Origin of the sequence: Paenibacillus sp. FSL H3-0457, from assembly GCF_037981725.1 — a bacterium.
GTDB lineage: Bacteria > Bacillota > Bacilli > Paenibacillales > Paenibacillaceae > Paenibacillus > Paenibacillus amylolyticus.
Genome location: NZ_CP150283.1, coordinates 1,809,425 through 1,834,571, shown reverse-complemented (window position 1 = coordinate 1,834,571; position 25,147 = coordinate 1,809,425). Strand labels below are relative to the sequence as shown.

Annotated in this window: 28 protein-coding genes; 6 read left to right on the top strand and 22 right to left on the bottom strand. The window is 40.5% G+C overall.

All coding sequences use genetic code 11. From position 1 onward, the window contains the following. Positions 1–13: 13 nt before the first annotated feature. Positions 14–871, bottom strand: coding sequence for an ABC transporter permease subunit (locus MHH25_RS08150; RefSeq protein ID WP_221823484.1), 858 nt, complete (start codon positions 869–871; stop codon positions 14–16). A gap of 274 nt (positions 872–1,145) precedes the next feature. Between MHH25_RS08150 and MHH25_RS08145 the strand changes: the two genes are divergently transcribed. The 3 genes from MHH25_RS08145 (at position 1,146) to MHH25_RS08135 (ending at position 6,613) form a co-directional block, all read left to right on the top strand. Further along, on the top strand, positions 1,146–2,957 hold the full coding sequence (locus MHH25_RS08145) for a histidine kinase (protein WP_340019718.1): 1,812 nt from the start codon (positions 1,146–1,148) through the stop codon (positions 2,955–2,957). Positions 2,958–3,188: 231 nt separating this feature from the next. Beyond that, a complete protein-coding gene (locus MHH25_RS08140) occupies positions 3,189–4,799 on the top strand; it encodes a response regulator (protein ID WP_340019717.1) in 1,611 nt (536 codons plus the stop codon). 134 nt (positions 4,800–4,933) lie between these two features. Beyond that, positions 4,934–6,613 (top strand): ABC transporter substrate-binding protein, encoded by a 1,680-nt coding sequence (locus MHH25_RS08135; RefSeq protein ID WP_340019716.1) that lies wholly within the window; start codon positions 4,934–4,936, stop codon positions 6,611–6,613. A 123-nt stretch (positions 6,614–6,736) separates the two neighbouring features. Here MHH25_RS08135 and MHH25_RS08130 read toward each other — a convergent pair whose 3' ends face one another. From MHH25_RS08130 to MHH25_RS08075, 12 genes are all read right to left on the bottom strand, one after another. Then, a complete protein-coding gene (locus MHH25_RS08130; protein ID WP_340019715.1) occupies positions 6,737–7,039 on the bottom strand; it encodes a hypothetical protein in 303 nt (100 codons plus the stop codon). Between the two features lie 37 nt (positions 7,040–7,076). Next, the gene (locus MHH25_RS08125; protein WP_339240574.1) at positions 7,077–7,262 is read right to left on the bottom strand and encodes an aspartyl-phosphate phosphatase Spo0E family protein; all 186 of its coding nucleotides are present in this window, start codon (positions 7,260–7,262) and stop codon (positions 7,077–7,079) included. Between the two features lie 446 nt (positions 7,263–7,708). Beyond that, positions 7,709–10,822 carry an ATP-binding protein gene (locus MHH25_RS08120; RefSeq protein WP_340019714.1) on the bottom strand — a complete coding sequence of 1,038 codons (3,114 nt, stop codon included), beginning with the start codon at positions 10,820–10,822 and terminating at the stop codon, positions 7,709–7,711. 557 nt (positions 10,823–11,379) lie between these two features. Further along, positions 11,380–11,835: a hypothetical protein gene (locus MHH25_RS08115; RefSeq protein WP_340019712.1), complete on the bottom strand. Its 456-nt coding sequence runs from the start codon at positions 11,833–11,835 to the stop codon at positions 11,380–11,382. A 47-nt stretch (positions 11,836–11,882) separates the two neighbouring features. Next, positions 11,883–12,338: a hypothetical protein gene (locus MHH25_RS08110; protein ID WP_339188929.1), complete on the bottom strand. Its 456-nt coding sequence runs from the start codon at positions 12,336–12,338 to the stop codon at positions 11,883–11,885. Next, positions 12,335–12,733: a hypothetical protein gene (locus MHH25_RS08105; RefSeq protein ID WP_340019711.1), complete on the bottom strand. Its 399-nt coding sequence runs from the start codon at positions 12,731–12,733 to the stop codon at positions 12,335–12,337. The genes MHH25_RS08110 and MHH25_RS08105 overlap by 4 nt, the downstream gene beginning before the upstream one ends. A gap of 111 nt (positions 12,734–12,844) precedes the next feature. After that, on the bottom strand, positions 12,845–13,354 hold the full coding sequence (locus MHH25_RS08100; protein WP_340019710.1) for a hypothetical protein: 510 nt from the start codon (positions 13,352–13,354) through the stop codon (positions 12,845–12,847). Positions 13,355–13,842: 488 nt separating this feature from the next. Beyond that, the gene (locus tag MHH25_RS08095) at positions 13,843–14,232 is read right to left on the bottom strand and encodes a hypothetical protein (protein ID WP_340019708.1); all 390 of its coding nucleotides are present in this window, start codon (positions 14,230–14,232) and stop codon (positions 13,843–13,845) included. 26 nt (positions 14,233–14,258) lie between these two features. Further along, a complete protein-coding gene (locus MHH25_RS08090; RefSeq protein WP_340019707.1) occupies positions 14,259–14,567 on the bottom strand; it encodes a hypothetical protein in 309 nt (102 codons plus the stop codon). Between the two features lie 254 nt (positions 14,568–14,821). Continuing rightward, the gene (locus MHH25_RS08085; RefSeq protein WP_340019706.1) at positions 14,822–15,064 is read right to left on the bottom strand and encodes a hypothetical protein; all 243 of its coding nucleotides are present in this window, start codon (positions 15,062–15,064) and stop codon (positions 14,822–14,824) included. A gap of 46 nt (positions 15,065–15,110) precedes the next feature. Beyond that, positions 15,111–15,482 (bottom strand): retropepsin-like aspartic protease, encoded by a 372-nt coding sequence (locus tag MHH25_RS08080; protein ID WP_062833242.1) that lies wholly within the window; start codon positions 15,480–15,482, stop codon positions 15,111–15,113. Then, positions 15,472–15,729: a hypothetical protein gene (locus MHH25_RS08075; protein WP_062833241.1), complete on the bottom strand. Its 258-nt coding sequence runs from the start codon at positions 15,727–15,729 to the stop codon at positions 15,472–15,474. The genes MHH25_RS08080 and MHH25_RS08075 overlap by 11 nt, the downstream gene beginning before the upstream one ends. Positions 15,730–16,181: 452 nt before the next feature. Here MHH25_RS08075 and MHH25_RS08070 point away from each other — a divergent pair, with 452 nt between their 5' ends. Continuing rightward, complete coding sequence (locus MHH25_RS08070; RefSeq protein ID WP_340019705.1) at positions 16,182–16,502, top strand: hypothetical protein; 321 nt, start codon at positions 16,182–16,184, stop codon at positions 16,500–16,502. A gap of 252 nt (positions 16,503–16,754) precedes the next feature. On the opposite strand, the gene MHH25_RS08065 is transcribed toward MHH25_RS08070, so the two are convergent. The 4 genes from MHH25_RS08065 to MHH25_RS08050 form a co-directional block, all read right to left on the bottom strand. Then, positions 16,755–18,476, bottom strand: coding sequence for a helix-turn-helix domain-containing protein (locus tag MHH25_RS08065; protein WP_340019704.1), 1,722 nt, complete (start codon positions 18,474–18,476; stop codon positions 16,755–16,757). A 45-nt stretch (positions 18,477–18,521) separates the two neighbouring features. Then, complete coding sequence (locus MHH25_RS08060) at positions 18,522–19,298, bottom strand: IucA/IucC family C-terminal-domain containing protein (RefSeq protein WP_339307389.1); 777 nt, start codon at positions 19,296–19,298, stop codon at positions 18,522–18,524. Between the two features lies 1 nt (position 19,299). After that, a complete protein-coding gene (locus MHH25_RS08055) occupies positions 19,300–20,340 on the bottom strand; it encodes an iron-siderophore ABC transporter substrate-binding protein (RefSeq protein ID WP_340019703.1) in 1,041 nt (346 codons plus the stop codon). Positions 20,341–20,476: 136 nt separating this feature from the next. Continuing rightward, positions 20,477–20,770: a hypothetical protein gene (locus tag MHH25_RS08050; protein WP_340019702.1), complete on the bottom strand. Its 294-nt coding sequence runs from the start codon at positions 20,768–20,770 to the stop codon at positions 20,477–20,479. Positions 20,771–20,929: 159 nt separating this feature from the next. On the opposite strand from MHH25_RS08050, the gene MHH25_RS08045 reads away from it, so the two are divergent. After that, a complete protein-coding gene (locus MHH25_RS08045; protein ID WP_340019701.1) occupies positions 20,930–21,301 on the top strand; it encodes a hypothetical protein in 372 nt (123 codons plus the stop codon). Positions 21,302–21,352: 51 nt separating this feature from the next. Here MHH25_RS08045 and MHH25_RS08040 read toward each other — a convergent pair whose 3' ends face one another. The 3 genes from MHH25_RS08040 to MHH25_RS08030 form a co-directional block, all read right to left on the bottom strand. Continuing rightward, positions 21,353–21,937: an AAA family ATPase gene (locus MHH25_RS08040; protein ID WP_145320223.1), complete on the bottom strand. Its 585-nt coding sequence runs from the start codon at positions 21,935–21,937 to the stop codon at positions 21,353–21,355. A gap of 46 nt (positions 21,938–21,983) precedes the next feature. Beyond that, positions 21,984–22,280, bottom strand: a complete 297-nt coding sequence (locus MHH25_RS08035) for a hypothetical protein (RefSeq protein ID WP_340020473.1) — start codon at positions 22,278–22,280, stop codon at positions 21,984–21,986. A 143-nt stretch (positions 22,281–22,423) separates the two neighbouring features. Next, positions 22,424–22,990 (bottom strand): histidine phosphatase family protein, encoded by a 567-nt coding sequence (locus tag MHH25_RS08030; RefSeq protein ID WP_340019700.1) that lies wholly within the window; start codon positions 22,988–22,990, stop codon positions 22,424–22,426. A 239-nt stretch (positions 22,991–23,229) separates the two neighbouring features. Between MHH25_RS08030 and MHH25_RS08025 the strand changes: the two genes are divergently transcribed. Continuing rightward, positions 23,230–23,832, top strand: coding sequence for a hypothetical protein (locus MHH25_RS08025; RefSeq protein ID WP_340019699.1), 603 nt, complete (start codon positions 23,230–23,232; stop codon positions 23,830–23,832). A 51-nt stretch (positions 23,833–23,883) separates the two neighbouring features. Here the strand turns inward: MHH25_RS08025 and MHH25_RS08020 are convergent, their stop codons facing one another. Then, positions 23,884–24,363, bottom strand: coding sequence for a hypothetical protein (locus MHH25_RS08020; protein ID WP_340019698.1), 480 nt, complete (start codon positions 24,361–24,363; stop codon positions 23,884–23,886). A gap of 115 nt (positions 24,364–24,478) precedes the next feature. After that, positions 24,479–25,123, bottom strand: a complete 645-nt coding sequence (locus MHH25_RS08015) for a DUF3885 domain-containing protein (RefSeq protein ID WP_076327217.1) — start codon at positions 25,121–25,123, stop codon at positions 24,479–24,481. Positions 25,124–25,147 lie beyond the last annotated feature (24 nt).

The following is a 25,147-nucleotide window of genomic DNA, read 5'->3' as shown; positions in this document are numbered from 1 at the left end:
TTTGTCATCCTTTCTAGAAAATTCGATATCCGGCGAATCGGTAAGCCAGTCGGTACGAGATCACAATCAGGATCAGGCTGATGACCGATTTGAACAGATTCACAGCGGTAGCGAAACTGAACTGCCCACTAAGCAGACCTTCTCTATACACAAACGTATCGATAATATCTCCTTGTTGATAAATCAACGGACTATATAAGTTAAAGATCTGGTCAAAGTTGGCGTTAAGCACATTACCTAGTGCCAGCGTTGCGATTACAATCCCAATGGGAATCAGTGCCGGGATGGTAATATACATCGTTTGTTTCCAGCGTCCTGCCCCATCCACTTCAGCTGCTTCATAAAGTGCAGGGTTAATGCCAGACAGTGCCGCGAGGAAGATGATTGTGTTGAATCCAAACTCTTTCCAGACATCACTCGCAATAATTGTGAATCGGAACCAGCTGCCATCCCCCAGGAAGAAGATCGGTTTGATACCGAATACCGAAACCAGGAACTGATTGACAATACCCGTCTGGGCCAGAATGTCGATCAGAATGCCTGATAGTGTAACCCAGGACAGAAAGTGAGGAAGATACACGAGCGTTTGAATCGTTCTTTTCAGTGCCATCTTCCGTACCTCATTAAGTAATAAGGCGAAGACAAACGGAATGATCAGGTTCATGATGATCTTCGTACAGGCAAAGAACAACGTGTTCCACGTAATCTGCAAGAAATAATCATTTTCCCACATGTACCTGAAGTGTTTCAGTCCTACCCATTCGGAATTGAAAAATCCCAGTGCAGGTTTATAATCTTGAAATGCCATCAAAATCCCGGACATCGGAATGTATGAAAATATAAAGACCATAATGGCCGCCGGCAACACCATAAAGTGCAGAATCCATGGCTGTTTGTAGCGTTTTTTTCTCTTTTTATCCAGCTTGTTCCCAACGTTTGCCTGCGGGATCCGCTTACCCTCCAATTTAGCCTCCATAGCGCTTCTCCTGTTCCCAAAAAAAGTTTTTGTGTGTGATCGGGTTCTCTGATATAAATAGTATCAAGCCATTCTGAGGTCTGCTATATAACATTGTTAGGGTTGATAGTGTTTTGTTAGGGTATCATCAGAAGAGGTTGTTTACACACGAATTAGAAGGAGACTTTTCATGTATATATGGAAGCGCTTAATGCCTTTTCAAGGTAAAACCAGAACCCCATTCAGTCTTTTTGCCAAAATAAACTTGTTAATTGTGGTCTTGTTCATCCCCATTCTAATCATGTACACCTACTCGAATAACGTCACCTATGATGTCGTCAGCAAAGAACTGCAGATCTCCAACACAAAACAGCTCACGTTTCTGTCCAGTCAGATCGACTCCCGCATCAATCAGATGATGGATTTCAGCCTGATTCTCTCCCGAGACCCCAATGTCAGAGCATTCAACGGCCTCAACATGTGGGATGATCGGTATGACCGGATGCAGACCCGTTATGTGATACAAGAGAAGATGATGCTGCAAACCGGCGTTACGGATATATGGCCCACCCGATATGCGGTGCATTCACAGCAGAATAAGGATGTCATCGCCAACTACAACCAAACGACAGGATATGATGAGGAGTATCTGAAAAAAAATATGAGCGGACGATGGACCTATGGGGATCAAGGAGCTGTATCAGAGGATGAACTAAATTCCTTCTATTGGTTCTATACCGATTCCTTGGCACAGCCGGGGATGCTCACGGGAAGTAATCTGGTGATTGAAGCCAGCTTCAGCTACGAGAACATTCAAAATATGCTGGATACGTATAAAGCGGGCGGACAAGGCGATCCTTTCTTGTATCACAAAGGAAATTCACCCATTCTGAATCGCAGCGCGGACAAGCAGTTGTCCGCAGAACTCATTCAGTATCTGGACACGCATTCTCCGGAAGATACTACACAGGATGTCGTAGAGCTGAACGGTAAGAACTATCTGGTTAGCTCCGTGAAGTCCACTTATCTGGATTGGCATCTGGTTGACGTGATCCCGCTGTATCAGATTTTGAAACCCATCTCACTTAGTCAGAATCTGTTCTACACCTGTATGATTTTGCTGCTGGTGGTGGGTATCTCGGCGTCAATCCTGCTGTACCGGAATGTTCAATATCCGATCAAAAAGCTGATCAAAGGCTTACGCCGTGTAGAGCAAGGAGATTATTCTGTCCGCCTGCATAGCAAAAACCAGAATGAGTTCTCATTCCTGTTCCGCCGATTCAACGATATGTCCCATCAGATTCAGGATCTGATCGAGAATGTTTTCCATGAGAAAATTAGAGCCCGGGAAGCTACACTGAAGCAATTACAAGCGCAGATCAATCCGCATTTCCTATATAATTGTCTAGGTTATATCATCAACATGGCCCAGATGAAGGACGAGCAAGCTGTGGTCTCCATGGCGCATAACCTAAGTGCGTATTATCGCTACACCACCCGTATGGAACGGGAGACGTCGTCGCTACAAGAAGAGATCAAGCTGCTGATCAACTATCTGGATATCCAGAAGCTGCGCAATGGTCGTATTGAGTATCACATCGATATCCCTGAGGATATGCTGGCCCAGTCGGTGCCACGATTAATGCTTCAACCGATGGTTGAGAATTCCGTCATTCACGGCGTGGCGAAGTCGTATTCATCCGGCGAAATCCGAATTACCGGGGAGCGCTTAAATGGTTTTGGCAGAATATACATCGATGACGATGGTCCTGGCTTAAGCCCGGAACAGTACGAAGCGCTCAACTTGAAGATGCAGGAACCTTTACAAGAAGAAATGGGCTGCGGCCTTTGGAATACGCACCAACGAATCACGCACCTGTTCGGCAGTCACTCCTACCTCCTATTCGGCCCATCCCCACTTGGCGGATTCCGAACCGAAATCATCTGGGAGATACCAAAAGAGGATACAGATTCCGATAAAGGAAATACCGATACAAATTAATTTCGATACTAACGATAAGTTGATATTTGATTTTTGAACGAACCATTTACACGTGAACGCAGAGGACAGAAAAAACCTGAAGAAACGAAGTGTTCGCCTTTCAAGCACCATTTTAACCTTATATTCATCTAAGTCAGAAAATGGGGCTTGAACAGCGATCGGAAGGTTGTTCTGTCATCGAAGTGGCAAGTGTAAATATGCCTTAGTTCAACCACCAAGGGAGACATTATAATGCAAATGATGATCGTAGACGATGAAGCACACTGGGTCGATAACCTGTCCATGACCAAGCCATGGCACACACTGGGGATCGAACATGTGCATAAAGCATACTCGGCACACGAAGCACTCCAAATGATCGACACTCACCCCATCGATATCGTGATCTCGGACATTCAGATGCCTGAAATGACAGGTATTGAACTGATCGAACGCATCCGCATCCGGGACAAAAAAATAAAATGTATCCTGTTATCCGGGTATTCCGAATTTGATTACGCCAAAAAAGCCATCCAGTTCGAGGCTGTGGACTATCTGCTGAAGCCCCCGACTGACGATGAATTAATGGGTGCTGTGCAAAAGGCCATCGATCAATTGAACAACGAATGGGAACTTGTCAGTTCACTGACACGAACGCAGTTTACCTTGCGAGAGAATCTACCCCATTTACAGGGACGACTGCTCCTAGGGGCTTTACAGGGACAACGAATCGCCGCTGCGGAATGGGATCGGAAGCTCGCTAATTACAATCTTCCCTTTCATACCGGGGATGCCGCGTTAATGTTAGTTCGTTTGGAAGAAGAATTCGGACACTATGACAGCAATGATCAGACCCTGATCGAATATGCCATCATCAATATGGCGGAAGAGATTATGGGCGAGTTTATGGAAGTGTGGGGCGTCAAGGAGGAGCATGGATATCTAGTGTTTTTGCTTCAGTTTAAAGATCGGAAAGGCGATATTGGCAAAGAAACCATTCTGGAGAAGCTATCAATTCAGCTTCAATCCAAAGTAAAACAGTTTCTGAAAGGCTCTCTCTCCATCGTTATCACCGAGTGGTTCACCTTTCCGGATCAGCTTTACGATCGCTTCCGTCAGGCTTCCGCCTATTTCCGGCAGATCGTTGGCGATGAACGCGAATTTGTCATGCGTGTCAGCGATGTCGAGACACCTGCGGCACAAGGTCCCTTGGATGTACTGTACACCCCGCCCACCTTTATTAGTTTGCTAGAGAGCGGACAGTGGGATGCTGCCGAAGAGAAAATACGCGCGGTCTGCGCTGAGCTGGATGAAAAATGGTCGGAATCATGGGAGCATTGCATGGAGGCTGGTTTTCTCATTACGGCTTCGTTCACCAATATTGCCCACCGAAACAAGCTGACTCTGACCACTTTAATGGGAAATGATGTCGAGGATTTGCAAAGTGGGGAAGTTTTCGCTACCATCAGCAAATTGCGGAAATGGTCGCTCAGTGTGCTGGGTAAACTCAAGGAAGGCACGTCCAACGAGATCAAAGACATCCGTTCCGAGTATGTGAAGAAGATTCAGGATTTCACAGATAAGAACCTGCATCTGGATGTGTCTTTGCGTGTGCTCGCTGACCATGTCAATCTGCACCCGACCCATTTGTCCAAAATCTATAAGATCGAAACGGGCGAAGGCATCAGTGATTATATCTCGCGCCTGCGTATGGATCGGGCCTGCCACAAGCTGGTCACGACCACCAAAAAAGTGTACGAAATCAGCATGGAGATTGGTTATATGGACCCGGCTTATTTTATCAAAGTGTTCAAGCGTCAATTCGGCGTTACGCCGCAGGAATATAGAGACCAGCATAAATAACATGACTGAAAACCGATCTTTTGGAACATTCACTAATAGAGTCCTATCGAAACTAAAAAACTCATATAGATGCACTCCCGCACAAATTGGTACAGTTACACTGTAAAGATCATACACCGTAGGGGGATTGAACAATGATCAAATTCAAAAAAACATGGTGGTCACTGCTCATGGTTATCGCGCTCATCACGATCACTGCGTGCGGCAGTGGCGAGACAGCCAGTGACAATGGTAATAATACGCCGGGAACTGTCGGCTCAGCTGAAGCAGAAGCTGCTTTTGCTAAAGGAAAATATGATCCACCGATCGAGTTCAGTTCGGTATTGATGCCGAAGAAATACGTGCAAGGAGATACCAAAGAAAATAACGTGCACGATCGCTGGATGCTCGAAACGCTGGGTATGAAGCATAAAGATACTTGGTATCCGGCCAATGACGATCAATACAGACAAAAGCTGCAACTGGCAATCGCCTCTGGCGAGAAACTGCCTGATTTCGTTACCGTACCCACCAATGCGGTACTGACCAATCAGCTGATCGACTCCGGTCAATTCATCGCCATCGATGAGTTGTTCGACAAGTACGCGAGTCAGACTCTGAAAGATCACGCAGCAGCACATCCTGAACTGTGGTATCCGTTCACCAAGGACGGCAAGAAATACAACATGCCGATCATGGAGTACACCGATAACGACGATACACTGCTTTGGCTCCGCGAGGACTGGATGGAGAAGCTGAACCTGGAAGCTCCGAAAACCATCGCAGACCTTGAGAACATCATGGACAAATTCAAGAACGAGAACCCGGACGGTCTGTCTCCAGACAAAGTATTCCCTCTGGCGATCTCGCTGAAAAATAACACCAACACCTGGATGGGTCAGCTCGACTGGTTGTTCGGTGCATACGGCACAATCGAGGAGCAATGGAACAAAGACGCAAACGGCAACCTTGAGTACGGCTCCGTTAACCCGGGTGCCAAACAAGCCCTTGCCAAGCTGGCTGAATGGATGGATAAAGGTTATATCCACGCTGACTCCGCTCTGTGGGACGAAGGCAAATCCGCTGAAAGCTGGACAGCCGGCAAAGCGGGCATTCTGCCTGGCGCAAACTGGGTACCGGACTGGCCTGCACCTGACCTGTTGAAGAACGTACCTGGCTCAAAGTATAAAGCTTACCCTGTTCCAGCTGGCCCAGACGGCAAGATCGGTACAAAGTGGCAGAACTCTGGTGTCAACGCAAGTATCATGATCAACAAGGATGCCAAGCATCCAGAAGCCATCTTCCTGTACTACAACTACTTGCTCGATAACTTGGCTAACCCGAAAGCGGGCAGTGAGTATGAATACGGCTTCGCCAAAGGGTACGACTGGGATATCATTGACGGACAACCGACCAGTGACAAAGAGAAGATTAAAGACTTCTCCAACGAATTCCCATTCCTGACCGGCCCAGCACGTATCCCGGATTTATACATGAAAACACTCGTGAAGCTGGCCAACGGCGAGAAGCCTGAAACACCTTACGAGAAACAAATGGCCGAATTCCGCAAACCGGAAAACTGGTATGCAGGTAAAGTCGTTATGTCCCAGATCGACATTCGTAAACAAAACTATTTCACTGGCGCTGCAACACCAACCATGGTGTCCAAATGGAACCTGCTCCGCCAGTCCGAGATGGAAACCTTCAACAAAATCATCTACGGCAATTTGCCAATTGATGCCTTTGACCAATTCGTCGCTAACTGGAAATCCAACGGCGGAGATCAGATCACGCAAGAAGTGAATGATTGGTTCAAGTCGGTAAGTGCGAAGTAAGAATTGGATTTTGGAAAATTAGAGAATTAAAAAAACAGCCGAAGCGATAGTTACACGCTTCGGCTGTTTTTTTAGATAGAGATTGAGGTCGCTTCCCCTGTCTTATGGGTTCGCGTTAGTGGATTAAGCCTTCGTATCAATCTCCTCCGGCGTCGACACACCAAGCAAGGATACTTTAAGTTGAATCCCATCCCTCAGCCCTTGCATGTACAACCGCTCATTCTCTATCCCTTTGGTGACAATGTATCGACTCTCCCACTCAGCATATTCAGGTGTCTGCTCGACATCTTTGCTAGCAAACAAAGCTTCGAACGCTTCGTTTGTTTCCCCACGTACACGACTAAGTTCAGGATCATGTTCGATTAGAGCAGATACCTCATCCAGCCTTGCCTGAATCGCTCGTTGCATCCACGGTGGAAAATCCATAGCTTCTCCTCCCCTACGCATTATGTACTCTCACTCATCATCGTACAACTCGATTATGTCTCGCCTTCATTTCACTAACTCGTGCCACCAGTTCATCCACTTTTCGGCTCTGTTCCTGAACCTCGGGATTGTCCCACAACGGAATCGCTTGCTTCAAGGATGCCTCTCCAAGCTGATTGAGCTTGCGCCGTTCCTCTTCCAATAAGTCAAGCAACCGGCTCATACATCCACCTCTCTGATGGGTCTAAACTGTATCATGTCTTGTTAAGACTAGACGTGAGTAACCTCTTTATTCGAATTGTATGAGAAAGGATCATAGTTTTGATGCGGATATCGAATTAAATAAAAACAAATACTCAATTGGCCTGGCCAGAGAGTATTTGTCGTTTTCCAGATAACATCTTTTTAATTTGAGTTCAACTAATGATTTCAAAGAATATCGTTTCATTTCAAGAGACGGCTATGTTGAATTTTAAGTAGTTTTTTCAGACTCGATGAAATAGAAATCTACTTCATCGAGTGTTATAATCTAATTTCAACATAAAGGTGCGTGTTCTTAGAAGAACTGAAAGAAACTAATTGAAAGAGACAACAAAAATCCTCAATTTATACTCAGAACAGCTATACTAAAATTCAAAACCGTAGGGGATTTAGGTAGTTTTCAAATTATTAAAATTCAAGAAACGAACGACTCCAATCTCTCCAGTAATCGCTCGCATCAAACCAAACATCACTTATAAGTATGCTTTCAATCTCTTCTAACAACCATTCATTCTGACTAGTTCTTTTGAAATTCCCTCTATAATTAGTTAAAATGTCTTTAAATTCAATTCTGTTTCTATTTAGCAAACCATCAACAAATAAAATATACAATCCGACCATCAATCCCAATTCCTGTATAGGTTTATCATCTTCAACCAAATTATTCATAATAGAATTAAAGGACTCAATTATCTTACTTACCTTTACTTCAAGTTCTGTACCCTTTTTAATGATACAAACAAGTCTTGTTGTTATACCCTCAATACTTTCAAGATCACCTTCAAATTCCGAATAATGAATAATATCTGGTTTTTTAATTAAATAATTAAACCTATAATGGTATCTTCTAGTGTATGTCGTTTCAAGAATTGCATATATTTCGCTTTTATTGTTAGTAACATACTCTAACCAAGGCTCAACCCCTGTTGCTTTATCCTTTTTTTCCCATTTAACAAGAGTATGTTGATACTGTTTACTAAATTCTACAAAAGCTACTTGATGTGTGTTCAATATCATCTGAGAATAATTTTGAGGGTCAAAAACAATTGGAGAAATTTTTTGACTAAATACACCTTCCGCAAACTGATCCAAAAATTCGTTAAAATTGAGTTCCTTACCTATATCTCGTGAAATAACTCCTAAATTATCAACAAGCCTGGACTCTATCGTCCAAAAGAAATCATAATTGTTTAATTCATTTTGGCTAACTAATTTTTTATTATTTGCTCCATATGAAGAGCTTCGTTCTTCAACTATTACTAAAGGCAACTTATGAAAAAGTGAATTAATGTATTCTCTAACACTACTACTATATACGCTTCTCTCTAGTGATTGATATATCCATAGTCCAGCAGTCGAGGAACGTGATAATGGAGATCCTTTTCTTTCAGACATTTCTTGTACTTCATCATTAATATGACTAAAGAGCATCTCCGCAGATATTAGAGCTACTCTATTAAACTCTTCATCTTCCTCCAAGTCTGCTCTCGAAACAGTAGTTCGAAACTTACCATTTCCGCTAACTGAAAGCAAGGCACATATAGATGGTTGCAGATGTGGGAGAAATCCAGGTAAGTTTTCCGCTGTCCTTATCCCCTCAATGCACACTTTAGGAATAGAATTTAGTTCAGTATGATAGAAACTCTTTTCGAAACTATTGCTTCTTACTGCAAAAGCCAACTCATAAATTTCTTTCCCTACTTCTTTCCTTTTAGTAATTATTTCATAATCAACTTTACCCTTTCTTTGGCCATCGCTCATATACTGTTCTAGCGCGTCAGCTGCACTATTAAAACCAATCTTAATTGGAGATTTCAAATCGTTATCTAAGTACAACACATCACAGGGAGGCATTGTAATCCAATATTTTATGATATCCAATACATTTTTCTTCTCGAGATCAACTGACGAACGAATTTTCATTGTTATCTTAGTTCCACTGCTACCAATATCCTTTAGAAGAGGATCTCCTTCAACGACTTCTTTTAATAAGTAATCTGCATGAACAGAACTCATCTTTATTCTATATCCAGAACTTTGGGTTCTCTTAGTAATAATTTCGATGTCATCAGAGATCATAAAACAAGATAATACTCCTATTCCAAATCTCGATATGGGCGTAAAATCAGAATTATCATTCTTAAATTGTGTAGTGTTGTAGTATGAAGATCCTACTTTCATTAAATGTTCTGTAATGATTGTTAGATTCATACCTATACCGTTGTCATGAACAACAAGTTCTCTAGTATTGTTATCCCAACGGACTCTAATATCACCCAATGAAGTGGCTTCTCCATTTTTCTTACTCTCAAGATAGTACTTGTACTTAACAGCATCTATACCGTTTTGAAGTAATTCTCTAATTGCCACAGTCGGATCATTATAAATAGTATGCCCCACCAACAAGTCTAAAAGCTTTCCACGGTCCAGATTAAATTTCATTAATTTAGGCAAATTCCCCTCAACCCTAATATCGGGTTTTATACCTCTCCATGGAAAACTGTAGTCTTGTGCATCTGGATGCTCCTGACTAGCGTCTGCCCAACGTTTGGTCTGTTCTATTTCACTATTGGCGTAGACTAAATATTCAGTTAATGAGAAAAAAGGGCGTTCTTCACTAAAATCAGCACTTAACGAGATATAGTGTGTATCCTTTTCCTGTGGATCAAATTGACGTGTTAACATGTTAACAGAAAATGTTCCTAATTGTTTCTTCCATTCATCAACACCCAATGGGTCAGTTAACCCAATAACTTTGTACATTTCAGAAGGCGTTCTATCTTTAGTAACGTGAATTAAATCTGCTGTTCTTAATAAGATAGCTGCATACTGTACATTAGCTACTTCATTTCTATGATTTCCATACTTTTGGCATAAAGGAAACATATCTTGTTTATCCAGATTATTACTGTGATGACTTTCACATACCGATGCTAAATTTTCCCTAAAACGCGATGGCAATTTATCTAAAATGCTACTTATTTCACCTGCAACATTACTAACTCCTTCTCCCCAATAATATTGCACTCTACCTGAAATCCATTCTTTTATGCGACTCGCATGATTTTTTCTCACAAATTCTTGATAAAAAAATTTCTCCTTCTCTTCTTTATCCAACTCTGCTGCTCTAGATAGATAATCCTTACCTGATGGATCCTCTAAAATTTTCTCCCTAAATTCCACATATAAGGAATTACTTTCTCTCTGAATATACTCATTTTTCGTGACCAACATACCCAAATCATGGAAGTAAACTGTTAGTACGATAAGCAACCAATCAACACTTGTAAATGCTTTTTGTGTAGATGCTGGAATAAGCCAATCAAGACTATATAACATTGATTCAATATGACTCATATCATGTTTAGTATATGTTGAGAAAATGCCCTCTCTACCAATCATAGATAATAAATTATCTACCTTTTCTTTAATATCTGGCAGGGAAACTCCTCGAAAATTAGGTAAATCTCTAACTTCATCTGCGCATCTTTCTGCATTTGTAATTAACACTGAAACAGACATAATAAAACCTCCTAAAAAATTCATAAAAATGTTTTTTCATATCCTTAAAATAACAAAATCCACCAATGAAGTACATCATTTTTAACTACTATACAAGATTTTAGGCTAACTTCAGTTTTCCTGGACAGTAAAAAGATTTGTCGAAAAATGTAACATGGAAAAATAAACGAATAAAAAAAATATATGGTATCCTTTTAGTTATCACACCAGTAAGGAGATTCAATCATTATAGGGATTACAACAAGCAGATACCTCATCTCATTTCGGTGTTAACTGTATCCTATAAATTCTGTTGTCCCACTTCATAAGTGACGATTAACTTCTTATCCTCAGAAACGATATGTAATTTGATTATCCCTTCATCGTCAATATCCGGTTCAACATACCAATAAAATAATCGATTGGATCGAACGATTTTACGTTTATATTTTTTTCTTACGCCCATAACTCACCTCGCATATTTCTTTTTCCTCTGTATGCAGTACTTCAACAGTTTGCCCATCCACATGAACACTTTGTTATCCGATGTTGATGGGCCTTAAGATTTATTCATTTTATTACTTTGTTAATCTTTCTTTATTACCTAGTAAGACTTCATGAATTTCATCATATAATTGTAAATCTATAAACTCTTTATGAATCCATAGTCCTTCTTCAACATCTCCTCCCCCCATACCTCCACCAATTCCATCACCAGGAAAGTGTTTTTCGTAATATAATCCTTGGCCTTCTCCCTCATTACAGTCCCATGCAATGGTATCTAAATCTTTTAATAGAGTATGTAATGTCTCTTCACTACAGTTTACTAATTTCATAGGGCAAGACAAATAGATCTGTCCTCCATAATCACCCTCCATAATTACATATGCATCTGGAGTATCCAGAGCTTTCTTAAAACTGTCTATAAACTGATTGTTCGGTTGTCCATTTGCCTCATTAAGGATATGTCGAATAGGGCTATGGTGCTCTGGAATTACAGCCATCTCATTGTTTTCATCTTTTTTTCTTCCCATAAAAATACACCTCTTTGTTAGATATGTTTTCTTGGAGATATCTCAAATTAGTTATTTACATCATTCATTCCTATGACTTGTTCAATTGCTACATTAAATTTGTTAACATTAATGTTTAAATTAATTATTCCTTCTTTATCCAGCCCTCTAGTATCTAATTTAAAAGTACCTGTTAGTTCTTCCGAAGTATCACCATCAATTTTCTCATTTATGTCCAATTTAATGTCTCTATCAATTAATCGCTCCTGAATATCCTTACTCAAGATCGGTTCAACTGTTTTTAACATTATTGATTTATTGGTTCTATTTCGAAGAGTGAAATTGTATGTTACCACTGTAATACCTGCATCTTCTTCGCTCTGACCCAGTCCAAATGAAATTGAGTTTATTATGAACCCATCCTCAACAATTTTATCCGTCTTCACACTGTATGAAATACATCCACTTAGAGCTAGTATTATTAAAAGAAATAACAAAATTATTGAACGCTTTTGATTCTTCAATTCGGAAACTCCTTTAATTTTTTCTCTTCATCTTGAAGATCCCTATTTGCAAGTTCAAGTGCAATCGCTAGTCTAATCTGTGAATATTTACTAAGTCCTTTTAAATAGACATTGTCTAGCTGTTTGCTCTCAATTATAGGTTCAATATCGTGGTCGTAACGATCGATTTCTACTTTTGCAATTGTATCGTTATTAATCAGCAACGAAAAAATGTCTTCCCCTTGTTCGGGTGTCCAAAATAAGATATAGGCAGTTTTCATTTGTGGAAAAAACCTCTTAATAACTGAAAGCAAACCTGATCTTATTTCATCATTAAATAATGACTCATGCGATCCTACTAATTCTCTTCTTATATCTTCTTCAGTTTTAGTGCCCTTTAATTTTATTAATTTCATAATGCCTCACAAGTTATCATTATTTTATTTTTTTGACTTGTTAATTTCCTTTAACACTTATTAAATACCAACGGGAATGATTCGACAGATTGAGAAGTGCAAAGTTGTCCGTTAACCCCACTGATATAGATCTAAGATAAATACTTCATTACCTAGCGAAAAATAAATCTGTTCCCAATCAAACTCATCTTTCCATTCAACCTCTGTTACCAGTCTATAAGCTTTAACATTTGACCCTTCAAAGAATTCTTCCAACAGTTTAATCAGTTTATTACTCACGTTATTTGACTCTTTATTTAGTTCTGCAGGCGTTTCTCCATCAGTGTCCGGATATTTAACACTTACGCCAAAATTTTGTAAGTGAAATAAAGAGAAAAACCATCTTGCGGTAATATTAAATATCTCATCCTTCCAATCATCTAATTCGCTTAGTCCTACATATTTAATATCTTTGTGATCTTTTAAATTACCATTAGTATTATGAAGTTCTATTGCTCGTTCTATTGGCGAATCAATTTTTATAAACTGATATTCGTGCCCATAACATCCTCCGAAGTGAGTAATTAAATTACTTACCCCTTCTAAATATCCATTGATTTTATTGAATAGTTCATGATTCATACAGTCACATCCAATATCTTAGTAAATTGATTTTATCTGTTTCACAATTGAGTCCCTTATTTACTCCATAAACTCTTAATATCTTCTACTATGATTTTTGAAATATGTTTGGATGAATCCTGAGGGTACAACCATACTGTTACGATAAGAGTTAAACATATCGTTAATCCTAGAATAACTCGCCCAACAACTTTAAATCTGGTGTATTTAAGCAAATAATAAACTAAACTGGATAAGATCAGAATAATCATACCATTCACCAAAAAGGTCATGGGCAAGCTTATAATCCTGCCTAACCCGGTGTTAGGATATTTTAATAAAAGTAAAATCTCTAATACTACAAATGGAACTGACAGTAGAACAATATAAAAAAAATGACTTTTGAATTTCCTCTCCACCACTGAACTCTCCTACTCCAACTCTTTTAATACAATTGCACATAACCTTTGGTGTTTACGAGCCCGAGAGCCCTAACTGACCAGTATTTATTATTCTTGCTTCCATTGATGTGATTCGTGTAGTTTACCAGTTTCATAAAAATACTTTAGCACTTCCAGCATGGGTATTAATTCTATACAAATGTTATCGCAATAATTTCCCAACTGACCACCAATTACTAGAGAAATTTCACTATTTCCCCGCTTATCGTTCATCAGCGTATATATATGTTCATCAATTGTAATAGACACTACAAAATATTCCGGTCCGCCTCCAACTAATGCTGAACCTGTGTCTGATACCTCAAAAAAAACTAATGTAAATTTATCTCCATCGAGTTTTCTCAAAAAACGTAAACTGTCTGCCCATGTAGGGTTCATAACGATCTCTTCATTAAATGTGGTCCCATTCCGCTCATCAATGCTAATAGAATTTATCACTTTTTCTTTTTATCCTCCTTCTTTCATCACACATATCCATCTTCAGGTTCACCAACATCAAAACCCAACACTTTTGTCGCTTCCAACTTAAATGTTTCTATCCAAGATATCCATACATCGCTATTCATCTGTGCATAAAATGATAATCCACTAGGCTCAACGGATGCTTCAATGAAAACATCATCCTCTTCAGTTCCAAACCAATATGGAATTCCACTTTTATAACCAATCCACCCTGGCATACGCTCATATACTTTAGAAACTTTATCCCATACCTCATCAGGCAGGTCATACCTTATATTTAGGTTGCAATTATGAGAGTTTATGTTGTTCATTTACATTCTCTCCTTCTACCTTAGAAGTATCTGAAGATATATCCTCTACTTTTATGTATAGTACTACAACTCTTCCACCACTTACTCATAGTTGTATCTCTTGGTCCTTATACACTTTTCTCGTTATCATTTTTGTATATTTTAATCTCGTGATTTCAATCAGGTCATTTGGCTGCATCATATTCAGAATAGGACTATCTTTGATTAAAACTTTGCTATTACCTCGTCCCAATCCTCTGACTATAATGATATTTTTATTCTTCTTCACATCTACAATTTGTCCGATCGTTATGAACTGCTCTTGTTTCTTTGAGATCAAGATAAGTTACAAGGCCCAGTATACAAAATATAATAAAGCTACATGTTGATAATGCAGTTGTCCATGCAGGAGGATGATATACAAAGTATCTGGTAGCTAATTGAATTCCAATTATAAAAACAAATAAAACGATGAGTAGGAATTGCTTTTTTAATTTCCCTTTAGCTTTTTCGTTCATAGCTTCTCCCTCTAAGTAGATTTCACCATAGCCGTTATTTCAAAATTCACTTACGTAACTCTAGTAACTTCAAGTCAATAATAAAGTTTTGTTGTTTCAGAATATCCAACCCGAGAAGACCTTTATGATCTTTAGGCAATATGCCTACATCGATCTCTATATTCTCAATATAGTTTGTGCCTATTACAATCCTATCCATGATTTTTGTGTAGAAAGGAATACTCCCTCCAATCCCGTATGCTTCAAAAATCGAATCCCCTGTTTCATAAGTCACGCCGATTTCCTCTAAAATATCAGGACTAATGATCGTATGTGAAGATCCAGTGTCTATAATAACATCGTCTATTATCAGCGTTCTTCCTCTAAATGTAACGGTAAGTGACGTTGTAATTAGCTGTCCATCATAGTTAATTTTCATTCGTATTACGTCTCACTCTCATTAATGGATCTTTACGGAGATGAATCACAAAGTCTTGATTCGACGTATGATATACAACGTTACCAGGCTCTACTCGAAAAAACTCTTTATTCGCATCTTGTTCTGATACGGTACGAATTGGTGCAACTTCATCTACAATTTTTTTGTTATCTTCCTCATGATAATGAATGATAGAAACCAGAACAAATTGGTCTGGGAACAGTTCTCTAACCTCTTGCCATTTCATGTGTTATACCTCCTGTTATTCGTATTGGTTCAACTTTCTATCATTTTAACATATCCCCCTGACTCGTATCGTATATCGTTCCTGCATTATTAACACTCGGCCTATTCCAATGTGTCCTCATTCAAGTATGTAAAATGTACAAAGAAACCGTCTCCTTTGGTATATGGTTGCACGCGCTTCAACCTACTACGGGACGTTTTATTTTTCTCATGAAAACCTGCCTCTCCAACCAAAACGCCTGCATAATCTGTTCACCTCAAAGGGTTTCCGGCATGAATGTTGTTCTGGTAAGCAAGGATCAATTATTTTCTAATACACCTCATCGATAATGTAATCGTTCCGCATAAATACCTCCTGAATTGAACATTTCAATATGATTATGTAAACTAGTAATAATTCAATCTTTATAGTGCATTTATTCCTTTTTATGAAAGAAAGTAGAGGTGTCCCTTTTGAGAAAACCTTTCTTCCTGTTTGTAATCTTAATTATCTCATCTCTCTTGCTTGGAGCATGTGCCTCCAAAGAGGAAAAGATGATTGTATCCTCCGCCGAGAAGTTCGCTGCAAATTATATTCTCGAAAAGTACGGTGAAACTGTTCGTTTTACGGAGTATAGATTCTCTCCTCCCGATCTATCCAATTCGTTAGGCCTCCATGGCTACATTGAAGGCGATAAGAAAAAGAAGGTATTTGTTTTCGTTAACTACGATCCTTTAAGTATTGAGACACTATCGCTTCCTGAAGGTATATCCAAGAAACCAAATCCCAAATAGAGAGTTGAAGTTATTTTTAAAACGATCAATCTATATAAACAATTTGAATCTATAGGGAATATATGGATTGTATCTTTCGTCAATTACTTCTGTCAACGTCCTCCGCAACAATAAAATGAAGAAACAAAGCGATCTACATAATAGAATGATTGTGTTCTGAAATTAAGATAAACCTCTGTTTAAAGAAGTTATCCACTAATTCGATGAATCCTGAATATAAAGAAATAGAGGGAGTCACATCAGAACTCCCTCTCATCCCAACAACGCCTGTTCAATCTGATCCACAATGCCATTGATGCCTGTTGGCCCATAACAACCGATCCATGTCGCGGCATCTACGGAGTGTACATACTGTTGCTCGCCCCCATCCAGCATTCTCAAAACCCTCGTCTCTGTTGCGGAAATACCCTCCTGCATGATCTCATTGCTAAGCAGGAAGTAGTGGCTCGCCTGCACAGCCGGTAGTCTGTCAACGGAGATATGATAGGCCGTGTCGGTGGTATCTGCTACAAATAACGGAACAGGCAGACCCAGGTCACGGTACAGTACAGCACCTGTGCGATGAGAGGCAGAGTGTACGCGAACCAGAGAATCCAGTGGACGAATCAGTGCCACGCTCTTACCTGCCAGTACTGGAGCAAGTTCTTCAGAAAGCAATGTGGTTCGTCGGTGATAATCCGCAAGTATACGTTTTGCCTCTGCTCGTTTACCAGTTAATTCACCGAACAGGCCAAGAATGGTCTGCCAACTCTCATTGCGCTTAAACATAAGAACAGGAGCCACCCGGCTGAGCCGTTCATAGTACTGTTCATGCACCTCGGTGCAAATAATCAGATCCGGGGACAGTCGTTCGACAGCAAGCAGATCAGGGTACTCATACGTTCCGAGTATCTCGGTACCCTGCAGTCCTACCCTGATATATTGCGGGAAATGGAACGTTCCACTTCCTAGTCCGACACTTCCTGCTGGAGACAATCCAAGCGCAAGCAAATGATCCGCATATTGCACATCGAGTACAGCGATACGCAGTGGAGAACGGGTGACAGGATATTCACCTCGCATATGGCATATCACTGGACCTTGGTCCGACTCGTACGAAGAAGCCATGCGATTCCGCAGCAAGGATTGAGCATAATTTGCATCTGTTTCCTTAGCGGCATCAAGCCGATAACGCAGCGGAGGGACGCCATAATATTTTTTAAACGCCCTACTGAAATAATACATGTCGCGGTAGCCCATCTTGTCAGCAATTTCCCCAATGGACGCATCCGTATGATGTAGCATCCGCGATGCATTTTCCATTCGTAGCTGGATGACGTACTCCATTGGTCCAAGCTGCTTCTCTTGTTTGAATCGTCGCTGTAACTGCCTTACGCTGCAACCAGCGAGGGCTGCCAGCTCCTTAAGCTCCAGATTCTGACGATAATGCGATGATATATATGACACGACCACATCCACCATGTCGGACTCTGCTCCGCCTTGACCACGTTCATACTCCATGATCAGTTCATAGATCATCCCCTGGAGCAACGCATGGGCATGAAACCGTTCCAGTCCTTCGCCACGACGCCATTTGGCAACGATTTTTTCCGCATTCTGGATCCATTCTGCCTGAGTCACAGGGTTCTGAATAAACGAATTTTGTAGCGGATGTTTGAGATACGAGGGCATGGCATGGGAGGCTCCTTCCATGGAAGAAGCCTCGTACATGATTACGATATAATAAAGTTCGTCTGATCTGGCCGTCAGCGTAAAGGATGCTCCCTTCACCACATGACAGGCAAAAGAAGCTCCAATGTGGCTACCCTCGCCATCCATTGCAAGCTCCCCTTCCCCTCCATATGCCAGCAGTAGCACATTTGAAGTTAAATCCGTTTCGTGTAAAACGCTGCCTGTCTGCAAAGTACCGCTATACCCGTCAAGCATCTTGATCGTTGTATCACTCCATAGACTTGTCTGTTCTTGCAGCGGCATTTCTCTCATCTCCTGACAATCGCAAAGGTAAAATTCTTGCTGTTGTCATTTTAGTTGAGATTCTTTCTCATTGTCAATTTTCGGACATTTGAGACAATATTCACCTGACATCTGGTAATAGAAACAGCAGGTAATTCGCTCGCTTTTGGCAACATGCACATTGTCCTTACAATCGGTGAAGCGGGTTAACGGATTCTTCCTCTCACCAAACACCTCTCCGGATGCCACCTGCGTCAGATAGGAAAAGTCCTCTCGAATGATCTTACTTTCCTGCTCTGTCTCGGCTTCATCAGGAGCGAATAGTCGGCCGATACGTACCATGATATTCTCCCAGAGAATACTCATCGAAAGAGGCGCAATCGCAGCAAGTGTCTTTAACAGAGGTGTAAGCTGTACCGCAAACATCTCCTCGAGCACCTTTTCCCGCCATGCTCCCCTGTCTCCCGTTAGTCCTTCAGCCTGAAGCCCATTCACCGCTAAAAAAGGAAATCGTGTGCCGCCCTCATGATCTGAGAGCGCCGGATGATAGAGAAAGCTGTTCTCCAGCTGAAAGGTTACATGCTGATGATGAAACGTCATCGCGGTCACGAGCGGAGTCGTCCATAGAAAGCCAAGCCGCTTGGCTAACATGGAGGCTGCGACTTTCATGTCAGGCGCATCGATATAGTTCTGAAACCAGCGGATATACTCTCGACACGCCTCTTCGTCATGCAACTCACTCAAAGCAATGGTACGGACACTATGTTCAGGCGGCTCACCAAGCAAAATCGAATGATCCTCTACCGTCTCTTTCCATAAGTCTGTCGAGAGATATGGGTTCATATTAGTTCGATCCGAGCAGGGCTTCCGATGCCTGATCTACAATAAGATTAATCGCAAGCGGTCCGTAGTATGCAATCCAAAGTGTTGAGTTTACGTCATACGTGCGGTTATTCTTCACAGCATCAAGGGACTTCCACACGGGATTACTCACCATAGCCTCTGCCTCTGCCGCAAACAGCTCATCCGACAGCACAAAATAACGATCTGCCCCAATGTCAGGAACCTTCTCCATCGAGATTTCAACAGAGGTATCATCCTTGATTCCCTCAACAAGTGCAGGCATTTTCAAGCCCAAATCCTGATACAGAATGCCGCCTGTGCGATGCTCGATCCCATGAACACGAATGCCTTCTTTTCTCGGACGAATAAGAGCTACCGTTTCATCTCCCATTTTCTCTGAAAGCTTCGCCTTCAGTCCAGCAACTTTCTCCTCATAGGCTGTGCGCACTTTCTCCGCTTCGTCCTGCTTGTCAGTAATCTTAGCAACTGTGGCTAACGTATCACGCCAGTCTTCGTAGAAGTCCAGTACGAGAGTAGGTGCAATTTTGCTTACACTCTCATACTGCTTCTCCTGGAAATCCGTCATAATAATCAGATCCGGGTCCAAGGCTACAATCGCTTCCAGATTAGGCTCGTCCCGTGTACCCAGAACCTGTACATCACTCGGCTGATCGCCTAAGTATTCTGGATAATCGGTGTTGCCTCCAGCGATAACACTGCCAGCCGGCTTCTCACCAACCGCTAACATTTGATCCAGAAATTTAACATCAAGTACTGCAATTCTCTGTGGTTTTTCGTTTAGCGTCAGCTCACCCTTCATGTGTGTGATCGTTACGGGAAAAGCTCCATCTGTCTGTGTTTCTGCATTCGCAGGTGTCTCCGCTGGCGTTGCCGCAGATTGTTTACCGCTATCTGTACCTGTTCCGGCACCGCAAGCCGTCAGGACAAGAATAAGGGCCAACATCAAGCCCATGAATAATCGTGATTTGTGAGCAGCATATGCCTTGCTTCCAGCAGCCTGCCCCTTTGTTCCTTGATTCATGATGAATCCCCCTTATGTATAATACTGATAATGATTTTCATTATCGAAACATAAAGAGAGTATATACGATCTCCGTATCGTGTTACCATGTACTTTTGCGACATTTGAGCCGGACTAATGCGACATGGCAAGCCTTTTATCCGCCCTTTAATTTCTCAGCAATATACCCTTGCAGTCGGTAAATGTCTGAAAGAAGCTCTTCTTCCTCTGGTGTATTGCCATACTCCCCCAGCCAGCGAGGTGTGCGGATATGCCACTCATCTGTCAGGTATTGCTGTTCATCCCGATACTCCAAAATATGTCCCAGGAAATATTCCAGTGATCCAAAAGATTGTTTACGACTATCGTTGATAATTGATTGTGTTTGTTCAATGATCGCCTGTAACATGTGTTGAATATGATCTTCTGGATTCATAGCGTTAATTTCCATCGATGACCTCCCCCTATCTCTACAAAAAAAATGAATTAGTATATTATATAAGTGAGCTTAATATTTCTAAACATAGAATTCTGTTCTGATTAAATACAATAAATCGATGCCAATGAGTATTAAGACATCGATTCATATCATCTAATTATGAGGTGAAACATGAGTATGCGACCAAACATGAAGTATGGCATTATTGTTAGCGCAGTTATTATTGTCGTTGTTCCTATTATCATTGGATTTTATATGTTGAACAAGGTTATCGATCCTGACGAGACAATGGTTACGAGAACTAAAGTTTCTCCTAACCTTATTACTATAAAAGGTGGATTTACAGACAGTATTAGCAGATATCACGGCTACTACCTCTCACATCATAACAATTCACTTTTCATTCAGATTAAAGGCAGTAAACTTCCTATCGGTGGTAGTAAAGACTTCACAATTTCATTTTCTAATACTTATGGGAATGTTGATGAAATCTACTTATTAGGTCCTGGCAACTCTGAGAAAAAGATTTGGCCGAATCTCTAACTTTCATTTGCAATAGATATCATATGATCTGACGCAATCAGCAGCAGTCTCTCAGTCTCTTCTGCTTAATTTCTTAAATGCCGAGTATTCCTGATCAGACTTCATATAACTTAATATTTTTTCCGCACATGCAGCTGAGCTAAGCTCTTCCGTATTCACTTCCAGATCATATTCATCATAGGAGTAGATGTAGTCGAACTGGGAATGGGCAAGTCCAATCTCACGATCTCCCCTGCTCTGCTCTCTTCTGGTGAGTTCTTCTTTCGAGCAATGCACACCTACAAACAATATCGGATAATCCGAAAGTAAATCATAAAAACCGTTAAACCACTCGTCATTGCTGATAACCGTATCCACGATGACATTCAAACCCATTTCCGAAAACAATTTAATGGTTGCACAGTACAACGAATTGATGGGGTCGAACAGGATATCTGTCATCACATGGTGTTCCACTTCTCTTGTTGGTTTCATATCTGGATATGTAGTATCGATAAATTGATCATAATTATGCAGAAATTGATCTACAGATAAGTGATGAAACGGAATGTCTCCCTGATTTTTCATTTCCATCGCAATGCTTGTCTTCCCCGAACTTGACGTTCCGTTCAAAAATATAATGAGTCCTCGTTCCATATTGATCACCCTTATCATTAAAATTGGAAAACACTGTTCTGCCGAATTACCATTCTCTCCATTCTTCCGTAATATCTTCATCCTCCTGAATGTCTAATCCAGCCAGCCTAGCCGCCCTGTCTATAAAATCAGCCAATTCTTCACGTTCCATCGTTTCAATAAAGTAACCATTGGCCTCATTCATTTCATTAAACCTAACCACAACTTCCTCTACAGCCTTCATCATGCGCTCAGAATCTTTCGTTTCTTGTAATGCTATTAATTGGTGCAAATATGTATCCAGGGCTTGATCAGACATGAGTAATCTCTCTTCTGTGAAAAGCTCATCTCCGCCTTCAATCATTCTCTCATTCCATAGTTTCGTTGGTTTTCCAAGAAACAAGTTTTGTAACGTCAATGGAATCAATCCCTTCCATATTTAATGATATCTATATTTTACCTGTAACCAAAATTATGAACAAGCGTTCTCGCTTATTCACTTTCACCCTATTCGCTCCATAGCCTTGTCACGTTCTCTAATTCCATCTCGTCATATTGTAATCGATAAATGTCCGGTTTCTTGGTTTGATTCATAAAATCCAATCCGTAACTCGAATCAAAGTAGTTCATCATCAACGTCATTACATGTCCGTGTGTGCCGATCGCCACTTTTTCACCCTTGTATTCTTCTAATATCTGTTTCAACACGCCCACTGCTCTACTCTGGCAAACCGTGTTCGACTCGCCCCCTGGCAATGCATAATCCGGGTCATCGAACATCTTCTTCGAAGCAGGCTCAAACTCTTCATCCGCAATCATATCATCTGAAAAATGCCTTTCCCGCAGATCCTCCATGATCTGAATATCTAATTCTAACGCTGCTGCCACACCCTCTAAGGTCAGAATAGCCCTGGCATAAGGACTTGAGACAATGGAATGTATTCCTTCATTCGTTAATATTTCCGTTATTCGTTCTGCATTCATCTTGCCCTCCAGAGTAAGCCCCCTCGTTCTTTCCGTTCCTTCCGTATACGATGACTCCGCATGCCTTACCATATAAACGATGGTCTTCATAGGACCCTCCTTGAATTTCTTTTATCAATTTTATGGTCACGCTTTAGGTCCTTCAACATATTTTGTCTTTTCGTTCCAAAGATCAATTACATGGTGCCACCATATTTTAGATTCTGAATTAATTCAGGATTGATAATTTGCTAGACATTTTAATTTACAATAATTTTCAGATATGTGTATAGTAGAAATGAAGCAAGATGCTTTCAAAAGAAGTTAAATCTAACGGAGAGGATGAGATCATGTCTTTTTTCAAAAGGAAGGTTGTACTAATCTCTTTATTCGTACTGGCTATCTCTGCTGCTGCAATCGCTTACGCAAACGGTCAATCGAAACCGAACGTGCCCGTTCATAAAGTCGTCAACCTTTCAGCCAACTCTTTAATATTTCATGAAATAGATAAGCTGGATGCGTTTGCTGAACTCATCGTTATTGGTTATGTAACAGAAGATTTCAGAGATCGAGAGCATGTTATTACTGCATTTGATGATGGGACCATGCAATCCTTTCACACCAATACAAATATTAAGATTGAAAAGATATTGAAGAAACCCGAAGATTTCCCTTCAGATCAGAACGAATTGAAGATCATTGAACCCGTTAGCCTGGAAGGAGACGTCAAATATACAGTTGATGACTATGTAGAACTACAGAAGGGTGATAAAAGTGTGCTTTTCTTGATGAAAAACACCTTTGGTGATTATGGATTAATCAACTATAACCTAGGCAAATTCAGCCTTGAAGGGATAACTCAATATAGTTTACCTCAATCCTCCACTGCACAAGCGTTATCAGAATACGAAACTTTCCGTGACTCCGTTATGGTGAAGTACCATTTGAATTAAAGTTTTCATCAAACAACCGTGAACTTTGCAGACATAACTGCCCCCTTCAATCTATTGCACTTCTTTATCAAGACTTACGTCAAATGATGAAGTTATCGATTTTTGTCTAAAATCATTGGGTATCACTTTAATCTCCACGTTTAGATGTATAGCTTCAGGAAGATTCATTTCAGTTATATTCTCATGACCAATGAAGTAATAATGCTTTTCGTCCAGTTCTATCAAACCTCCACCTGTTGAGCCAGAAGTTGAAATCAAATGTCCATCATGATAAAGCTCACAAACAATATTATATTCCTCCAAACTGAACCCTTTCACTTCATATCCAACCTTGATTTGATTTTCCGTGTAATCAGCATTTCGTAAACTGATCGCACCACCATCCACCATTTGAGTCTGAATAGCAATATTTGCTTCGGGCATCTCCGGTTTCTTTAATAGATAGCCTACTTTTAGGTACCATATAGCTCCTAATACAACTACAGCAAGTACAATCATAGCAATAATAAACTTCTTTTCTTTTTTATCCATAATCCTTACTCCTTACATCGGAACACTCTTAAAATTCTTTTCAAACCTGTGTTTCAAATAATACATTACCCCTGTGCGATCAACATCTGGGAACTTCCTTGGATCATCCACCCCATTATCCTATAAATATATTGTTAATTCTGTCCCTATCATAATCTAAAATCCAATCGTTATATTCTGTATAGATATCCGTTAGTGCTTCTTTTGATGCTGAAATAACATCGCAACCTCTATCATCATAAATATGAAATATCGTTTTCTTACTTATATTAATGAAATACACCCTATGATAAATCTTTGGCTTAATTCCAACATCATGATTACATATAGCTTTGATTAACTGATTATATTTCAAGTTCTCAACTCTACATTTAGTCCAGTACCTATACATGTTGCTCCTTGGGTCTAGGATGTCATCCGGTTCACAATCCTGACCTGGAAATATATCAAGGCTTAAGGCTCTAATCGGCCCTTTCTTCTTGATATATTTTCTGTACAGGTTCATTTTCTTCACTTTGTGTTTAGGCTTATCTGCAAAATATGCTTGAGTTATTAATAGGACTTCATCTTCTTGATCATGAAGAGCTTTAAATAGTTCAAGTGATCGATGATAAACTTGTTCCATATAATGCTCCATATTCATTCCAAACATCAGAGGATTGCCAAGTTCGAATCGTATTGCAACATCCCAATTATAAAAAAGAGGCGCTTCTAAGGTCAGGTTTGGAAAATGCTCTGCCAGGTACGTCTTCAGGTCCATTCTGTGGCCTCCAAATTCACTTTA

Coding starts and splice junctions, on each gene's coding strand:
- MHH25_RS08150 (WP_221823484.1), bottom strand. CDS start 871: ATGGTGTTGCCGGCGGCCATTATGGTCTTTATATTTTCATACATTCCG.
- MHH25_RS08145 (WP_340019718.1), top strand. CDS start 1,146: ATGTATATATGGAAGCGCTTAATGCCTTTTCAAGGTAAAACCAGAACC.
- MHH25_RS08140 (WP_340019717.1), top strand. CDS start 3,189: ATGCAAATGATGATCGTAGACGATGAAGCACACTGGGTCGATAACCTG.
- MHH25_RS08135 (WP_340019716.1), top strand. CDS start 4,934: ATGATCAAATTCAAAAAAACATGGTGGTCACTGCTCATGGTTATCGCG.
- MHH25_RS08130 (WP_340019715.1), bottom strand. CDS start 7,039: ATGGATTTTCCACCGTGGATGCAACGAGCGATTCAGGCAAGGCTGGAT.
- MHH25_RS08125 (WP_339240574.1), bottom strand. CDS start 7,262: ATGAGCCGGTTGCTTGACTTATTGGAAGAGGAACGGCGCAAGCTCAAT.
- MHH25_RS08120 (WP_340019714.1), bottom strand. CDS start 10,822: ATGTCTGTTTCAGTGTTAATTACAAATGCAGAAAGATGCGCAGATGAA.
- MHH25_RS08115 (WP_340019712.1), bottom strand. CDS start 11,835: ATGGGAAGAAAAAAAGATGAAAACAATGAGATGGCTGTAATTCCAGAG.
- MHH25_RS08105 (WP_340019711.1), bottom strand. CDS start 12,733: ATGAAATTAATAAAATTAAAGGGCACTAAAACTGAAGAAGATATAAGA.
- MHH25_RS08100 (WP_340019710.1), bottom strand. CDS start 13,354: ATGAATCATGAACTATTCAATAAAATCAATGGATATTTAGAAGGGGTA.
- MHH25_RS08090 (WP_340019707.1), bottom strand. CDS start 14,567: ATGAACAACATAAACTCTCATAATTGCAACCTAAATATAAGGTATGAC.
- MHH25_RS08085 (WP_340019706.1), bottom strand. CDS start 15,064: ATGAACGAAAAAGCTAAAGGGAAATTAAAAAAGCAATTCCTACTCATC.
- MHH25_RS08080 (WP_062833242.1), bottom strand. CDS start 15,482: ATGAAAATTAACTATGATGGACAGCTAATTACAACGTCACTTACCGTT.
- MHH25_RS08075 (WP_062833241.1), bottom strand. CDS start 15,729: ATGAAATGGCAAGAGGTTAGAGAACTGTTCCCAGACCAATTTGTTCTG.
- MHH25_RS08065 (WP_340019704.1), bottom strand. CDS start 18,476: ATGCCGCTGCAAGAACAGACAAGTCTATGGAGTGATACAACGATCAAG.
- MHH25_RS08060 (WP_339307389.1), bottom strand. CDS start 19,298: ATGAACCCATATCTCTCGACAGACTTATGGAAAGAGACGGTAGAGGAT.
- MHH25_RS08055 (WP_340019703.1), bottom strand. CDS start 20,340: ATGAATCAAGGAACAAAGGGGCAGGCTGCTGGAAGCAAGGCATATGCT.
- MHH25_RS08050 (WP_340019702.1), bottom strand. CDS start 20,770: ATGGAAATTAACGCTATGAATCCAGAAGATCATATTCAACACATGTTA.
- MHH25_RS08045 (WP_340019701.1), top strand. CDS start 20,930: ATGAGTATGCGACCAAACATGAAGTATGGCATTATTGTTAGCGCAGTT.
- MHH25_RS08040 (WP_145320223.1), bottom strand. CDS start 21,937: ATGGAACGAGGACTCATTATATTTTTGAACGGAACGTCAAGTTCGGGG.
- MHH25_RS08035 (WP_340020473.1), bottom strand. CDS start 22,280: ATGATTGAAGGCGGAGATGAGCTTTTCACAGAAGAGAGATTACTCATG.
- MHH25_RS08030 (WP_340019700.1), bottom strand. CDS start 22,990: ATGAAGACCATCGTTTATATGGTAAGGCATGCGGAGTCATCGTATACG.
- MHH25_RS08025 (WP_340019699.1), top strand. CDS start 23,230: ATGTCTTTTTTCAAAAGGAAGGTTGTACTAATCTCTTTATTCGTACTG.
- MHH25_RS08020 (WP_340019698.1), bottom strand. CDS start 24,363: ATGGATAAAAAAGAAAAGAAGTTTATTATTGCTATGATTGTACTTGCT.
- MHH25_RS08015 (WP_076327217.1), bottom strand. CDS start 25,123: ATGGACCTGAAGACGTACCTGGCAGAGCATTTTCCAAACCTGACCTTA.